Below are 14,135 nucleotides of genomic sequence, written 5' to 3' on the forward strand. Positions count from 1 at the left end.
TTTCAGGAGAGGAATCCATCATGGCAGTTCTGACCGATCTCGCCGGCGTGCCCGGCACCAGGCGGAGCAGCGAGCCGAACCCCGGCTACGCCCACTACCGCATCGTGCCGGCGCGCCACCCGGGGCGTGCGCTCGGGACGCTCTTTGCGGCTCTCGTCATTGCCGGCGTGCTTTATTCAGTCTTGACCAATCCGCGCTGGGGATGGTCGGTCTTCGCGGAGTGGTTTTTTGCCGAACCGGTCCTGGCAGGCCTCGGCCGCACCCTGCTTCTGACGGCGCTTGCGACCGTCTCCGGCTCGCTGCTCGGAACGGCGCTGGCGCTCGCCCGCGTGTCGAGGTCGCCGCTGCTGTCGGGTCTTTCCTTCGGCTACATCTGGCTTCTTCGTTCCATCCCGCTGATCGTGCTGCTGCTGGTGCTCAACAATCTCGGCTATCTCTACGAGACGATCAGCATCGGCGTGCCATTTACCGACGCCGTGTGGTTCAACTACCCGACGACGCAGCTTCTCACCCCCTTTGCCGCGGCTTTCCTGGGGCTGACCCTCAACCAGGCTGCCTTCTTCGCCGAGATCGTGCGCGGCGGCATACTGGCCGTCGATCAGGGACAGCATGAGGCGGCAGCAGCTCTCGGCCTGCCTCGCCACCGCCAGGCCTTTCGCATCGTGCTCCCGCAGGCCATGCGCTCGATCCTGCCCACGGGCTTCAACGAGATCATCGGTCTCGCGAAGAGTACGTCGATGGTCTACGTCCTGGCGTTGCCCGAGCTCTTCTATACGGTCCAGGTCATCTACCGCCGCAATCTCGAAGTCATCCCGCTGCTGATGGTCGCGACCGTCTGGTACCTGGTTATCATGACCGGGCTCTCGATTGCCCAGCACTACATCGAGCGCTATTTTTCAAAAGGGGCTGTCCGCAATCCGGTGCCCCTGCCGTTCCAGGCGCTGATCGCACGTTTCCGCCAACCGTTGCCGGATGTCGCTCCCCAGACCACTGCCGTGGTTAAGGCCGGCTTTCGCGACGCGCAGGCCTTCCGCTCCGGCGGTGCCGTGCATGTGCATGGCATCTCCAAGAGTTTCGGATCTCTCAAGGTTCTGGATGACGTCGAGCTGAACCTTAGGGCAGGCAGCGTCACCGCCATTCTCGGTCCCTCCGGTTCGGGTAAGTCCACGCTGCTTCGAACGATCAATCATCTCGAACGCGTCGACGACGGCTTCATCTCGATCGACGATGAACTCGTCGGCTACAGCCAGAAGGGCGACACCCTCTACGAGCTCAAGGAAAAGGACATCCTGAAGCGTCGCGCCAATATCGGCATGGTGTTCCAGAACTTCAATCTTTTCCCACACTTGACCGTTCTCGAAAACCTGATTGAGGCGCCGCTGCACGTGCGCGGCCTCGGGCGAGACGAGGCGGTGCGCATCGCCCAGGAACTGCTCGCTCGCATCGGTTTGAGCGACAAGATCAATGCCTATCCGCGCCAGCTCTCGGGCGGGCAGCAACAGCGCGTCGCGATCGCCCGTGCCTTGGCCCTCAAACCGAACGTGCTGCTCTTCGACGAGCCGACCTCCGCACTTGATCCGGAACTCGTCGGCGAAGTGCTGGATGTGATCAAGGAACTGTCGCGAACCGGCACGACGCTGGTGATTGTCACCCATGAAGTCGGCTTTGCCCGGGAGGTTGCCGACACCGTGGTCTTCATGGAGGCGGGCCGGGTACTGGAAGCAGGTCCGCCGGCCGAGATCTTCACTCATGCGAAACATCAGCGCACCCGCGAATTTTTAGCGCGCGTTCTTTGAAGACCCTGGCTGCCTATCCCACAGACGAGCCTTGTCGAAATAGTCAACCAAGGATTGAAAAGGAGTAGAAAATGAGAATGCTTGACACTGCGAAGTTGCTGCTTGCCGGCGTCGTCACAGCTGCGACGCTCGGTATCGCCACGGCCAATGCTGAGGAAAAGTTCGACCTCAGCCCCGATACCTCCAACCGCATTCGCGCCGAAAAGAACGAGGCGGCGGTCACGGCGATCGCTCCCGACTTCAAGTTCGTGAACCCCGGCAAGTTCACCGTCGCCGTCAACCCGTGGGATCCGCCGATTGCGACCTATGCCTCCGACTCCAAGACCGTGGTCGGCGCCGATCCGGATATCGCTTCGCTGCTTGCCGACTCCTTCGGGCTTGAGCTGGAGCTTGTTCCCGTCGCCTGGGCGGACTGGCCGCTCGGCGTCAGCTCCGGCAAGTACGATGCTGTCATCAGCAACGTCACGGTGACAGAGGAACGCAAGGAGAAGTTCGATTTCTCCACTTACCGCAAGGACGTGCTCGGTTTCTTCGTCAAGTCCGATAGCAAGATCAACGAGATCAAGGAACCGAAGGACGTTGCAGGGCTCAAGGTGATCACCGGTGCCGGCACCAACCAGGAGAAGATCATCCTGGAGTGGGACCGGCAGAACGTCGCCGCCGGGCTGAAGCCGATTGAGGTGCAGTACTACGACGATCGCGCCGCCGGCGACCTGGCGCTTCAATCCGGCCGTGCCGATGTTGAGTTCAATCCCAACGCGACGAGAGCCTATGCCGCTTCGATCAAGAACGACACCAAGGTGGTGGGTATCGCCAGCGGTGGCTGGCCGCTCACCGCCGAAATCGCCGTCACGACGCGAAAAGGAGCGGGCCTTGCCGACGCCGTCACCATCGCGCTCAACGATCTCATCAAGAGCGGCAAATACGGCGAAGTGCTGAAGCGCTGGAGCCTCGGCGCCGAGGCTGTCGACGCGGCTCAGACCAACCCGCCAGGCTTGCCGAAGAGCGGTTCCTGATCCGACCTCAGCGGATCGGCGGCGTCGCCGCCGGTCCAGCTTCCGCACTCATCCGGAGACCTACAGTATGAACGGCACGCCCCGCCTTCGCACTCTTCTCGCCGCCGCTGCGGCAGCTCTTCTTCATGTCGGGTCGGCGCAGGCCGATACCGGCTTTGATCTCAGCCCCGAACAGCCCGGTCGGGTCCATGCCGTTCGCAATGAAACCGCGGTCGCGGCCATCCCCACGGACTTCAAGTTCGTGACCCCAGGCAAATTCACGGTTGCCGTCAGTCCGGGCGGGCCGCCGCTTGCCACCTATGCGACCGACGCACGCACGGTGATTGGCGCGGATCCGGAATATGCCGGTGCAGTTGCCAACAGCCTTGGCCTCGAGCTCGAACTCGTTCCCGTCGCCTGGATCGACTGGCCGCTTGGGCTGACCTCCGGCAAGTACGATGCCGTGATCTCAAATGTCGGTGTCACCGAACTGCGCAAGGAAAAGTTCGATTTCTCGACCTATCGCCAGGGGTTGCATGGTTTCTTCGTCAAATCCGATAGCGGTATCACTTCGATCAAGGAGCCGAAGGATGCCGCGGGTCTCAGGATCATCGTCGGCGCCGGCACCAACCAGGAGCGCATCCTGCTCAAATGGAGCGACGAGAATGTCGCCGCGGGATTGAAACCGTTGGAATTGCAATACTATGACGATGAGGCGACGAGCCTCGTGGCGCTTGCCTCCGGGCGGGCCGACGTCATTGTTCAGCCGCATGCGCAACTCGTCTTCATCGCCGCCCGCGACAACAACATCAAGCGTGTCGGGACCTTGAGCGCTGGTTGGCCGGAGCGTTCTGACGTGGCGATCACCACACGCAAGGGCAGCGGGCTCGCCAACGCTCTGACGATCGCCACCAATGGCCTGATCGAGGACGGCACCTACGGCAAGGTACTGGAACGCTGGCACCTCCAGGAGGAGGCCTTGCCGAAATCCGAGACCAATCCACCCGGCCTTCCGAAATTCTAAGGAGCCTTGGCGTGACGCGAAACAAGATATCGATCAGTCATATAGGCTTCCTGAGTCCGGGCAACTACCCGGCGGACGACCCGTTGGACGGGCTGGAGAAGACCCTGGCGTTGCTGCAGTATGGCGAGGCGCTCGGTTTTGCCAGCGCCTGGGTGCGCCAGCGACACCTGGAGCCCGGCATATCGTCGGCCGCCGCTTTTCTCGCTGCCGCGACGCAAAGGACGAGCCGCATCGAGCTTGGCACGGCGGTTATACCGATCGGCTACGAAAGCCCTTACCGGCTCGCCGAGGATCTCTCGACGGTCGATGTGCTTTCGCGGGGGCGCCTGAACATTGGTCTCAGCGCCGGACGGCCACTGCATGCCGACCTGATCGGCCGCCTCGTCTTCGACGATGGTTGGGAGAGTTTCGACTTTACCTACGGGCGGGTTTTGCGCTTTGTCGAAAATCTGCGCGGCCGGCCGATCGGCGACGAAGACGCCTTCATCAAGACGCCGTTCGGCCCGCAGCGGCCCCGGCTTCAGCCGCATGCAAAAGGATTGACGGATCGCATCTGGTACGGCGGTGGCTCACTGAAGTCCGCCGGCTGGGCGGGGCGCAATGATCTCAACCTCCTGATCGGCAACGTTACGACCGGGGAGGGGACCGACGATTTCTTCGTCGCGCAGCGGCGCCAGCTCGAGACCTATCGCGCGGCCGGCGGCGCGGACAGAAGGGTCGCTTTGGGTCGGGTGATTGTTCCGCTCGACAGCGCGGATGCGAAAACGCGCAGGCGCTATCTGGACTATGCTGACGGGCGTACTGAACGAACGCTGACGCCGCAGGGTGAACGACGAACGCTTTATGCCCGTGACCTCGTCGGCACCTCGGAAGAGATTCTCGAACGGTTGTTTGCAGACCCGATCCTGCCGCGTGTCCACGAACTCAGGCTCGAACTCCCCTACGAGTTCGAAGACGACGACTACCGCCAGATCGTTCATGACTTCGTCACCCGCATCGCTCCGGAACTCGGGTGGTTTCCGGCCGACCAAAGGGCGGCCTAGCAAGAGGAGGGAGAGACACATCTCGTGTGGAATGAATGGCAGACAGGAATACAGGAATGACAAGGACGATCGCCTACTTTTTCTCCATCGGCTCGCCGTGGTCCTATATCGGATTCGACACCTTCGTTGGCCTCGCGACCCGCAATGGCGCAGAGATCAGGCCGTACTTGGCCACCGTCATCGAAGAGAATGGCGGGATTTTCTCCCGAAATCGACCGGATGTCCGCCGCGCCCATGGGACGCGCGACCTTACCCGGTGGGCGCGAGTGCGCGGAAAGCCGTTGCAGCTTGAAGGTCGAGGCGGACTTTCCGACCCGACATCCGCATCGCTGATCGTGATTGCGGCCTTTCTCGACGGGAAGGACTGGGTTGGCGCTCACAAGCGCGCTGCAGCATGCCTTCTGGGCCGAAGCCAGGGATATCGGCAGTCCGGATGTGCGCGAAGCGTTTGCGCGGACCGCGGGTCTTGACGGCGCGGCGCTCGTGCGGCGCGAGGCGGATGACGATGTCAAGGCAAAGTGGGCCGATGATCGCAATCACGCCATTGCAAGCGGCGTATTCGGGTTCCCGACCTATCGCTATGAAGATGAGCTCTACTGGGGACAGGACAACCTGTCCTTCCTCGAGCGCCATCTCGCCGGTGATCGGCCATAGTTTCCAAATCGAGCCTCCTTCCTTCAAAGGCATGCGATCATGAATGACAAAGCAAACGCCGGCGTTAGGCCAGGTCCGCAAACGCAGTTGATCAAGGCCGGATATGACCCGGCCAGCCAGCGCGGCTTCATCAATCCACCTGTCGTCCACGGGTCAACGGTGCTTTTTCCGGACGCACATACGATGGAAACGCACGGGCAGAAATACACCTATGGCACACGCGGCACGCCGACCACGGACGCGCTGTGCGATGCGATCAATGAACTGGAGGGGGCAGCCGGCACGATCCTCGTGCCCTCGGGGCTTGCCGCCGTCACGGTGCCGCTGCTTGCCTATCTCTCTCCCGGCGATCATGCGCTGATCGTCGATTCCGTCTATGGCAATGTCCGTCAGTTCTGCGACGTCATGCTGGCACGCCTGAACATCGAAGTGGATTACTACGACCCCTCGTTGGGGGCGGACATCGAGGCCCTTTTCAAGCCGAACACGTGTCTCGTGCATACTGAGGCACCGGGCTCCAACACGTTCGAGATCCAGGACATTCCCGCAATCGTCGCAGTGGCGCACCGTCGCGGCGCGCTCGTCACGATGGATAACACCTGGGCGACACCGCTCTATTTCAGGCCGCTCGACTTCGGGGTCGATGTTTCCATCCAGGCCTCCACCAAGTATCCGGCTGGCCACGCCGACATCCTGTTCGGAACGGTGTCGGCCAGTGCCGAACACTGGCCGCGCTTGAAGGAGGCAAACGGGTTGATTGGTCTTTGTGCCGCACCCGATGATGCCTACCAGGTGCTTCGAGGCCTGCGGACACTGGGAATCCGACTGCAGCGACACCAGACGAGCGCCTTTGAGATCGCCAACTGGCTTGAAAGTCGCAACGACGTCGCACGCGTGCTGCATCCCGGCCTTCCGAGTTTTCCCGGGCACGAGATCTGGAAGCGTGATTTCAGGGGCGCGAGTGGTGTCTTTTCGTTTGTCCTTCGCACAGAGCATGAAGACAGGTTTAAAGCGAAAGCCCAGGCGTTTTTGGATGCCCTATCGATATTCGGCTTGGGGTATTCCTGGGGCGGGTTCGCTTCCCTCGCGCTTCACGTCAATCTTGACGAGCGCAAGGTGACGCCCGTGCCGACCGACGGGCCGGTCCTGCGCCTTCAAATCGGACTGGAAGATGTCGACGACCTCAAGGCAGATCTGGAGCAGGCACTCACGGCTGCTCGAGCAGCCTAGCTGGAGTGTTTCCATCCGAAATCTGAATCGCCTCCGTTTCGGGGCGTTCAAAGTCGCACAATGCATCGACCTCCACTTGAACCGCTTCCCCGCGAGCCGGCGAGCTCACTATTTGAACAATTGGGTGACTGCGCTGTTTTGCGATGAGTTTGGTAGAATGGTGGGCCCGACAGGGCTCGAACCCGCAAGCAGTCGGTCATGAGCCGACGGCTTTAACCATTGAGCTACAGGCCCCACCAGGACGTTCTAAACACAGAAAAACCGATGGATCAGTCGCGTAGCGGATGCTTTGAAGAAGTGTTTTGAACCTTGACGCACCAGTGCGGTTCATTGATGTCAAAGTGAACCAAGGAAAGTTGGGTCCCATGACAGCGTTTACCGTGCGTATAAAAGACGAAACGGCGAGCAAGCTGGATCAGCTCGCTGAGAAGCTGGATCGGTCCCGCTCTCACATGGCTGCCGAGGCCATCGAAGCCTTCGTTGAGCAGCAGGAATGGCAGCTTGCCGAGATTGAAGCCGGATTGGCCGAGGCCGACCGGGGGGAGTTCGCCAGCGATGAAGATGTGGCGAAAGTCGTCGGGAAGTCCCTCAAATCTGCCCGCCAATCATGAGTGGGAAGCGTACTCGCTGGACGCTTCGGGCGTTGTGGCGGGGCGCGTATATCGAGAAAGACAATCCGGATGCGGCGGCCCGCGTCGTGGCGCGGATTGTCACTGCCGTGGATGCGTTAGCCGAGTACCCTGCCAGTGGGCCTGGTCGTATCAAGAGCACGCGCGAGCTCGTGCTAGCCGACATTCCCTACCGCATAAGTCGGGACGTCGAGATCCTCACCGTCTGCACGCTCACCAGCAATGGCCGCAGGTTCGCTAGTCACGACCAACAAAACGCGTCGGCGCGATGAGCGATGATCCGCTCATCAGCCTGCCCGTTACGGCAAGGTGACCTATTCCCGGCTCCGTCCGAAAAGCACGGCGCTCCTGCTATTCCAATCCCGGGACATATCACGGCTAGGTAAAATTAGACGGGAAGTGCAGGTTTTCGACGGAAAACTGGAAGCGGTCAGTCCAATCCTGGTTTCCAGCTGCGAATGGTTCACATGACGATTGTGCCACGTTTGTTCCCATTGAGCGTTCAGGAACGCATAATATATCATCGGGAGCCGCGTGCGGCGGGACCTATAGCCATCGCGGGTCCCACATCGCTCAAGTGCCTCAGCCGACCGGCTCTGCCGCACAATCCGCAAGTCGTTTAAGGTTCGAGGCGACCAGATTGCATCACCGTGAGGTGGTGCGCTCTCTCGCCCCGAACCTCCCAGTCGTATCAGCCGTTCAGCGCGTCCTTGAGAGCTTTGGCCGGCGCGAAGGTCAATTTCTTCGCAGCAGCAACCTTGATGGCCGCACCGGTTGCCGGATTGCGCGCCTCGCGCTCAGGCGTGTCCTTGACCTTGAATTTGCCAAAGCCCGGTATAGACGTTTCCGCGCCGGATTTTGCGGCGGCGGTCACGGCGGCAAAGACCGCCTCGACAACCGCCTTGCTCTGGACTTTGGTCAAGCCGTGCTCGGTCGCGATCTTATCTGCAATCTCATTGGTTGTTGTCATTCTTTTCCCCTCATGATGACGGGGAAGTCTCGCCCGACGAAATCCCTTTTGTCATCTGGCGTCCCAGCGAGGAGGAGCGAAATGCCGAGGATTTCCACAACGCAATCGCCGCTTTTCGGTGAAGTTGGCTCCCGAGCCTGTGAGTGCCCGTTCGATCGACGGCGAGATATTCAGATGTGTCTGGTCATCTCATGCAGCAAGGGATCGCCCGCCAACCAGAATGACGCGCGTTGAGCAGAGTCGAATTCCCATCCAGGACGAGCCACAACTCGTTGCCCAACGACTGAACCGTGAGGGGTTTGCGTTTCTCCAGACTGCCTTTCACTGCCGCCACCATGTGGCGGTTGGCATTGACGATGCCTCTTTCGCGCGCGCGCGCGTTTACCAACTGCCGGAGCGGAATAAGGAGATGTGGTTCGCTCAGATCGAAGTAAAGCGAAGGGTCATCCGGGAGCCGCGCGAGCGTTGCAGCGATTTCCTGATTGAACTCGATCTCCACAACAGCGCCGTCGGGCCGGAGAGTGGGATACTTTAGCGAAGTTTCCTCAGCTTTCATGCAGTGCCTCTCGGAGTATCCTGATGCCTGGCTCTAGCGACGAGAACTCTCGTGTCGGAAAGATAGGCCGGTAGGCGGGGCGAGTATCGCAGCACATGGCTCACTGGGCGCGGGGAGGATTGCAGTCCAACAGAAACTGCGCATATACGATAAGCGCATAGCTAAGCGGATAGAAGGTCTGTTTCCTCGATTCCGGTACGCTGCCGCAGAAAAACTCGGCCACGAGCGTTGCAGCGTGAACTGCCGCATTCGCGGCTGGCGCCTGTTCCGCCTTCGGTTCCCGTATTGACCGGCAACGGTGTCATGCGCCAACTGATAGATGATGTCGCGATGTGTAGTTGTTGACTCTGCGATCCGCCCAATGGAAAAAGATGATCGGTTCGAGAGGGAAACAATCATGGCAGACGAGAGCAATACCGAAATCGTGGAGACCGCGCCGCCGGCCGAAGTCGCGCCGCCTAAGAAGCGTCGGGGGCCACGACCCAAGAACGTCGTTGCGGAGACGACTGCAGACGTACCGGGGGCAGCTGCTGCCCAGCCGGTGAGGGGGCAGCTCCAGTCCTCGACGACATTGCAGATCTTCTCCAGCTCGAAGAAGAGAACGCGCGGCTGCGCAAGGCGCTGGCCGAAAAACTGCGGGCCGAGAACGCCGACCTGCGCAAGCGGTTGGGCCTTGCCTGATCAATTGATAAAGGGCCGATCGGATAACTTGATTGGCCCTTGTCATCGCATTCTGGCTGGAGTTCCTTTGAGGGTTGCGGCCAAGGATGCCGGTGCCATTGATCAGTTTGGCGGCGCACTATGAAATCACCGTGGAAATATCTGGCCCAGCTGGCGTCCCTGGGAAGAACGGTCAAGACGTCGGAGAACGCTCCTGAAATCGAGACCGAGGACCCGGCAGGCGAAGTTGATGACTTGGTCGTTGAAGCCTCGAACGAGGAGCCAAGCAGTCTCGACGCTCGGAACATCGACACCGAAATTGCTGCGGTTGACCAAAATGACGGGACGCTCGCTGCAATCGTCGACCGGTCACCTGCCGACGCTCAGGGGATGCTTCCGGAACCCGCCGGGCCACCACAGCCACCGCCGACCAAAAGGCGAAGGCGCAGCCGGAAAACAAGCGCTGGCGATGTTGCAGTGGCCGAAGTCGTCGAGTATGGAGATCGCAGTTCCGGTGCCCCACAGCCGCCGATGACCTTCGTCGATGAGATGACCGCACTGGACGAGGACGTCAGGCAACTAAGACGCCGGCTTGCAGAAAARTTGCGGTTGCAGAATACGCAGCTCAAAAAAATGCTTGGGCGGYATGACACGCCCTGAACTGATATCGCACCCYTAAACGTTGGAGCCGCATGAAACCGCAGCAGCGAAAGTTTATCGTCGAAGTCAAATCGGCTCGCCGGCGGTCGACTACCAGCCAGTCTTCAATTTGGGGAGACACGGACCTCAAGGCCCTCGTGCGCGCGGCTGAGACAGAAGCACCGCATCTGTTCGAACCGGCTCAGCGTATGGAGCTGCCTTCTCCAGAGACCACTGCAGAAATTTTGCCAAACGAGGGCGCCGCGATCGAGGCTGCTGCGCCAATCGCAGATCTGGTGGACCCGACAGAAGGCGGCGCTGGTAGCGAGGATACTTCCGGTCCTTCTCTGATCCCGCCCTTGGAAGTGGATCGCCCGAAGGCTATCCCGCAAAAAACGAAGCTGAAGCGCCAGGGCTCGGCGCGCCGTGGTCGTCCTATTGGCAGTCGGACGGATATCGCTACTCCCCAAGCAATTGACGACCTTGCCGCACTCGAAAAAGAGAACCGCCGTCTGAAAGCGCTGCTCGCGCAACGGCTTCGGCAGGAAAACCTGCTGCTTCAAGAAATGCTTGAACGCTTCAAGACAAACTGAACGGTGGATGCTGACCTTTGCTTCGAAGACCAGTGAGTTCTTCGTAAGGCTTGACGATCCGGGATCAACGCAGGGGTTGGGCTTCGAAGCACACCCGGAAAACCCAGATGAACGCCAGCTCTTCCTGATGTAACCCCATAAATCCCAGACCTCGACAGCCATTGGACCTTCTAGGTGCAGGGCGGCGCGTGTCCTCCATAAATCTGCTGGGCGCAACATCAATATGACCGCGCCGGCCACAACGGGCATTGGCCGCGAACGTTTCTGAGCTGTGGCAAGAGCGACTACTCGAGATGCGGGCGCATGCCGAGAGGGCGGGCACGGTAGCTGATTTGAAGCTCGCCGAAGCTGTAGCGGCCAGTGCAGTTGATTGGTTCGGTTTGGTGCTTATCATCGAGCCCCGAGCGGAGCATCTTACCGCCTTACCAATCTTTCCGATGGATATTGTTGGCGTAGCACGTCGAATTGGCATCGACGCGCGCCATCCGGCTGCTTCCCCCTGCAACGTCGCTTTCGAAGAGGTGTGGCCCGCTCGCCGGCGAAAGGCTATTTCGGTCCCTCGATCGCACCACCCTGATGGGGAACGGCTGGTGGGTGCGATTCGTACACGCGACTGAATTCGTTCAGGAGCTCTGACTCGAATCCACGATCAACTCTTCACTGGATCGGGGGGCTGTGTTCGTACGCCTGTCTATAAATTGCGGGTGGCTGCCGGCCGTTGGTAGTGTCGCCCTCTTATCCGGCGCGCCATAATGCATGTTTTGGCTAGCGTTTGCCTAGCCTCGCTCGCCCCGTGGCCCTAATTGAAAGAGAAGTCAGACGAAAGACCGACAAGTCCAGCGCCAATGGCAGCTTCGAGCGTCTCGCTGTATTCTTTTCCAGCGAGCCCATGTTTTTTGGAATGATTCTCGGCCGCGCCGCGTGAGACGGATGGCGACACCCCATATCGAACACTGTGGAAGGCACCCAGAAGAATAAGAAATTTTTCGTCCAAGCTCTTCATTGTCTACCTTCAATCTATCCTGTGACGGAGGCGGCAATGACCACTAGATATGGCATTGGTCATCCGCGCGCTTAAACGGCGATATTCGTTGCCATAGTGGAAATCCATGACAGGGCGCCGGAGCGCATCACTCCGAACGGCGGCCTCTGTTTGAAAAGAAAGAGCCAGACGGGACCGATGTGGCTAATGAGCCGTCCTCTTCGCGTGAGAATTCTGCACTCGGCGCCGGCGGGCGTTGTGATGTCGCCGACACCGCGCTCGTCGAGATTGCCTGCCGCGGCGTGGTGTTCGACGTGGGCGCGGCGCCAGTCGTCATAGGGTGTCAATGTCAGCACGCCGATCGCCCGGCCCTTCCAGTCATTCAAGCTGCGCCGGCTGAAGAAGAAACTGTGACCGCAGTCATGTCGAAGCATGAACAAGCGCAAGAGAAATCCCGCCGCAGGGGCGACAAGGACCATGCTCAGCCAGTGGCCGAAGTGCATGGCGGCTCACGTCCCTGCCCATTGCAGAGCAAATGGCACTCGGCAGTCGGAAAGCTGGTTGGCTCTGGTTTTCTTCAAGGCGGTGCGCCACCGCCTCCGCTCCCATTGAGCTATTTCTGCTTCTTGCCGAGGCTGAGCCCGCTGTTGGCGAACTTGACCTGAGTGCCTTGCACGACGGCGGTCGGTGCCACGGTCTTGTCTTTTTTCGGCTTTCGAACTTCGCGATTGCTTCTTACTTGGCCTTTGGCCATCGGATACTCCTGGGTTTTCGGTTGATTGTGGGTTGCAGCACTTCAATGCTGCGGCATAACCCTGCTTTCAGGCCCACTCAGCAAGGACGAAACGTTGCGCCACGAAGGCAGGAAGGCCTCGGGTCCCGTGCTGTCGATCTGAGACGCCTGATGCGGAGCGCGACCGCAGGTTCACCCATACTAATTCGCTGAGTCCGGCCGTGTTCGCGGTATACAGCCCCGCTGACCCTGACGAGATTACGTGCGGTAGTGTCGAGGTGAAGGTCGGAAGACACGCAGTCCTCCTTTCGTTGGGGCCAGGACATTCGCGCCCCGAAGCAGCAGCGCCCTGAAAATGGCTGCTGAAGCTTCAGAGCATGTGCTATTTGACCGCCATACGCAATGGCCGTCGAACAACCGCGCCCAGATAAATGTGGCTATGACGTCTCGCCAAAAAACTCGAGATAGGTCACGCTGAAGGACGCAATGTCCTGCGCATCAAATAGGAAGCAGGATGCGTCTCCTACTCGGCTGGCCCGGTGCCGTTTGCAGCCAATGTCTGCACGCGTGATCGTTTTCGCCGCGTCCAACCTCAAAGCAATCCAGGATGCAGTCTGGGTGCTGGCTTGACGGATCACTTCGATCACATCAACGGGGTATGCTATCTGTTTGGTCGGCCTGGGCCGCTTTCGGTGACGTGCTATAGCCCGTAAGGGCCGTCGGGGCGGGTCTGAAGGCCCAGACCATCAGGATGCTCATGGAGACGATGAGAAGCGAGAAAACGAGACGACTGGACATGGCGCATCCCTCCTTGATGGAGCGCTGTGAATGCAGGATCGCATTCGTTGCCATTGTCAGTACGGCATTTCTGGCAATGAGACGCGCAAGTTCCATTTAAGGCCTCGCGGTCCGTGCGGTTTGGGAGAGATCGGATTGTCCGGTCGCCGCATGGCAACAGGACAACCGTGCCACAATTTATCGGTACGTGGTCGCAAGGGGGCAGGCGAGGGAGTTTCTGTGTCAAATTACCAACTGCACTATGTGGGCAAAGGGCGTCATTGCCCATTTGCCGCTATTATCCTTTGCGGTCTTGTAGATGATGAAGTCGCGTCCCACCGTAAACGTTCCGTGCATGGTGATCTCATTGCCAGTCGAGAGAATTGCCCGAAGTTCGTTTGTGTGGCGTTGCTCAATTTGGCCACTGATCAAGTMGGCCAGGACCTGGTCAAAAGTTGCTGGTTGTGTATCTGTCATGGTAGCCCCCGAGTTGTTGCGGCAGGAAGATTTTTGATGGCGCCACAAATGGAGACGGTAGGCAGAAGCTGGTGCTATTGCAAATCGGAGCCTCTGGGCACCTGAGTTTGCTCAGGAGCCAGCTGTTAATGTCGTTCGAGACCGGCCGGATGTCAGGGGGGCGTGAGGGGTTCCGGCTCCGGGCCTCGAAAGGTCTGCCTCATCTTGACCTTGAATTGACCTCAATTGACGCGCACCCTTGTTAAATCGATTTAAGCCTTCTTGGCTTCTCGCGGCGTCACAAACCCGACCCGCCATTTCCTCCTTAGATCGTCGCATGTAGCGCTGCCGCATGCAGCGGTATCGGCTCATCACTACCATCAGAAACGAGATCGCGT

Annotated in this window: 14 protein-coding genes, 1 tRNA gene and 3 pseudogenes; 11 read left to right on the forward strand and 7 right to left on the reverse strand. The window is 59.7% G+C overall.

Annotated features, from left to right (window positions below; translation table 11 throughout):
- Positions 1-20 precede the first annotated feature (20 nt).
- The 6 genes and pseudogenes from AB4Z53_RS20050 to AB4Z53_RS20075 all read left to right on the forward strand — a co-directional run bounded on the left by AB4Z53_RS20050 (position 21) and on the right by AB4Z53_RS20075 (position 6,742).
- A complete protein-coding gene (locus AB4Z53_RS20050) occupies positions 21-1,796 on the forward strand; it encodes an amino acid ABC transporter permease/ATP-binding protein (RefSeq protein WP_441597443.1) in 1,776 nt (591 codons plus the stop codon).
- 71 nt (positions 1,797-1,867) lie between these two features.
- Complete coding sequence (locus AB4Z53_RS20055; RefSeq protein ID WP_441597444.1) at positions 1,868-2,812, forward strand: ABC transporter substrate-binding protein; 945 nt, start codon at positions 1,868-1,870, stop codon at positions 2,810-2,812.
- Positions 2,813-2,879: 67 nt separating this feature from the next.
- Positions 2,880-3,815, forward strand: coding sequence for an ABC transporter substrate-binding protein (locus AB4Z53_RS20060; RefSeq protein ID WP_441597445.1), 936 nt, complete (start codon positions 2,880-2,882; stop codon positions 3,813-3,815).
- 11 nt (positions 3,816-3,826) lie between these two features.
- On the forward strand, positions 3,827-4,858 hold the full coding sequence (locus tag AB4Z53_RS20065; RefSeq protein ID WP_441597446.1) for an LLM class flavin-dependent oxidoreductase: 1,032 nt from the start codon (positions 3,827-3,829) through the stop codon (positions 4,856-4,858).
- A 56-nt stretch (positions 4,859-4,914) separates the two neighbouring features.
- Positions 4,915-5,512 (forward strand): annotated as a pseudogene (locus AB4Z53_RS20070) (2-hydroxychromene-2-carboxylate isomerase).
- Positions 5,513-5,551: 39 nt separating this feature from the next.
- Positions 5,552-6,742, forward strand: a complete 1,191-nt coding sequence (locus tag AB4Z53_RS20075) for a cystathionine beta-lyase (protein WP_441597447.1) — start codon at positions 5,552-5,554, stop codon at positions 6,740-6,742.
- 158 nt (positions 6,743-6,900) lie between these two features.
- Here AB4Z53_RS20075 and AB4Z53_RS20080 read toward each other — a convergent pair.
- Positions 6,901-6,976: transfer RNA gene (locus AB4Z53_RS20080), tRNA-Ile, on the reverse strand.
- Positions 6,977-7,107: 131 nt separating this feature from the next.
- Here AB4Z53_RS20080 and AB4Z53_RS20085 point away from each other — a divergent pair.
- Positions 7,108-7,353 (forward strand): CopG family ribbon-helix-helix protein, encoded by a 246-nt coding sequence (locus AB4Z53_RS20085; RefSeq protein WP_441597448.1) that lies wholly within the window; start codon positions 7,108-7,110, stop codon positions 7,351-7,353.
- Positions 7,350-7,612: pseudogene (locus AB4Z53_RS20090) on the forward strand (type II toxin-antitoxin system RelE/ParE family toxin). The gene AB4Z53_RS20085 and the pseudogene AB4Z53_RS20090 overlap by 4 nt, the downstream one beginning before the upstream one ends.
- A 450-nt stretch (positions 7,613-8,062) precedes the next feature.
- On the opposite strand, the gene AB4Z53_RS20095 reads toward AB4Z53_RS20090, so the two are convergent.
- Both AB4Z53_RS20095 and AB4Z53_RS20100 read right to left on the reverse strand, forming a co-directional pair.
- Positions 8,063-8,341, reverse strand: a complete 279-nt coding sequence (locus AB4Z53_RS20095) for an HU family DNA-binding protein (RefSeq protein ID WP_441597449.1) — start codon at positions 8,339-8,341, stop codon at positions 8,063-8,065.
- 184 nt (positions 8,342-8,525) lie between these two features.
- Positions 8,526-8,897 carry a hypothetical protein gene (locus AB4Z53_RS20100; RefSeq protein ID WP_441597450.1) on the reverse strand — a complete coding sequence of 124 codons (372 nt, stop codon included), beginning with the start codon at positions 8,895-8,897 and terminating at the stop codon, positions 8,526-8,528.
- A 555-nt stretch (positions 8,898-9,452) separates the two neighbouring features.
- On the opposite strand from AB4Z53_RS20100, the pseudogene AB4Z53_RS20105 reads away from it, so the two are divergent.
- The 3 genes and pseudogenes from AB4Z53_RS20105 to AB4Z53_RS20115 all read left to right on the forward strand — a co-directional run.
- Positions 9,453-9,578: pseudogene (locus AB4Z53_RS20105) on the forward strand (SyrB-like regulator); the annotation flags it as partial.
- Positions 9,579-9,698: 120 nt separating this feature from the next.
- Positions 9,699-10,217 (forward strand): hypothetical protein, encoded by a 519-nt coding sequence (locus AB4Z53_RS20110; RefSeq protein WP_441597451.1) that lies wholly within the window; start codon positions 9,699-9,701, stop codon positions 10,215-10,217.
- A gap of 32 nt (positions 10,218-10,249) precedes the next feature.
- Positions 10,250-10,789, forward strand: coding sequence for a hypothetical protein (locus tag AB4Z53_RS20115; protein WP_441597452.1), 540 nt, complete (start codon positions 10,250-10,252; stop codon positions 10,787-10,789).
- A gap of 799 nt (positions 10,790-11,588) precedes the next feature.
- Here the strand turns inward: AB4Z53_RS20115 and AB4Z53_RS20120 are convergent.
- The 4 genes from AB4Z53_RS20120 to AB4Z53_RS20135 all read right to left on the reverse strand — a co-directional run bounded on the left by AB4Z53_RS20120 (position 11,589) and on the right by AB4Z53_RS20135 (position 13,758).
- Positions 11,589-11,792 (reverse strand): hypothetical protein, encoded by a 204-nt coding sequence (locus tag AB4Z53_RS20120; RefSeq protein ID WP_441597453.1) that lies wholly within the window; start codon positions 11,790-11,792, stop codon positions 11,589-11,591.
- Positions 11,793-11,863: 71 nt separating this feature from the next.
- The gene (locus tag AB4Z53_RS20125; protein WP_441597454.1) at positions 11,864-12,274 is read right to left on the reverse strand and encodes a fatty acid desaturase; all 411 of its coding nucleotides are present in this window, start codon (positions 12,272-12,274) and stop codon (positions 11,864-11,866) included.
- 110 nt (positions 12,275-12,384) lie between these two features.
- Positions 12,385-12,525: a hypothetical protein gene (locus AB4Z53_RS20130; protein ID WP_291157218.1), complete on the reverse strand. Its 141-nt coding sequence runs from the start codon at positions 12,523-12,525 to the stop codon at positions 12,385-12,387.
- Positions 12,526-13,524: 999 nt separating this feature from the next.
- On the reverse strand, positions 13,525-13,758 hold the full coding sequence (locus AB4Z53_RS20135) for a hypothetical protein (RefSeq protein ID WP_441597455.1): 234 nt from the start codon (positions 13,756-13,758) through the stop codon (positions 13,525-13,527).
- Between the last annotated feature and the right edge of the window lie 377 nt (positions 13,759-14,135).

The sequence above is a fragment of the Ensifer sp. 2TAB8 genome (assembly GCF_052115125.1).
Classification (GTDB): Bacteria; Pseudomonadota; Alphaproteobacteria; order Rhizobiales; family Rhizobiaceae; genus Ensifer.

Excerpts from the sequence above, each read along its gene's own strand:
- AB4Z53_RS20050 (WP_441597443.1), top strand. The coding sequence starts at position 21 with ATGGCAGTTCTGACCGATCTCGCCGGCGTGCCCGGCACCAGGCGGAGC.
- AB4Z53_RS20055 (WP_441597444.1), top strand. The coding sequence starts at position 1,868 with ATGAGAATGCTTGACACTGCGAAGTTGCTGCTTGCCGGCGTCGTCACA.
- AB4Z53_RS20060 (WP_441597445.1), top strand. The coding sequence starts at position 2,880 with ATGAACGGCACGCCCCGCCTTCGCACTCTTCTCGCCGCCGCTGCGGCA.
- AB4Z53_RS20075 (WP_441597447.1), top strand. The coding sequence starts at position 5,552 with ATGAATGACAAAGCAAACGCCGGCGTTAGGCCAGGTCCGCAAACGCAG.
- AB4Z53_RS20085 (WP_441597448.1), top strand. The coding sequence starts at position 7,108 with ATGACAGCGTTTACCGTGCGTATAAAAGACGAAACGGCGAGCAAGCTG.
- AB4Z53_RS20095 (WP_441597449.1), bottom strand. The coding sequence starts at position 8,341 with ATGACAACAACCAATGAGATTGCAGATAAGATCGCGACCGAGCACGGC.
- AB4Z53_RS20100 (WP_441597450.1), bottom strand. The coding sequence starts at position 8,897 with ATGAAAGCTGAGGAAACTTCGCTAAAGTATCCCACTCTCCGGCCCGAC.
- AB4Z53_RS20115 (WP_441597452.1), top strand. The coding sequence starts at position 10,250 with ATGAAACCGCAGCAGCGAAAGTTTATCGTCGAAGTCAAATCGGCTCGC.
- AB4Z53_RS20120 (WP_441597453.1), bottom strand. The coding sequence starts at position 11,792 with ATGAAGAGCTTGGACGAAAAATTTCTTATTCTTCTGGGTGCCTTCCAC.
- AB4Z53_RS20125 (WP_441597454.1), bottom strand. The coding sequence starts at position 12,274 with ATGCACTTCGGCCACTGGCTGAGCATGGTCCTTGTCGCCCCTGCGGCG.
- AB4Z53_RS20130 (WP_291157218.1), bottom strand. The coding sequence starts at position 12,525 with ATGGCCAAAGGCCAAGTAAGAAGCAATCGCGAAGTTCGAAAGCCGAAA.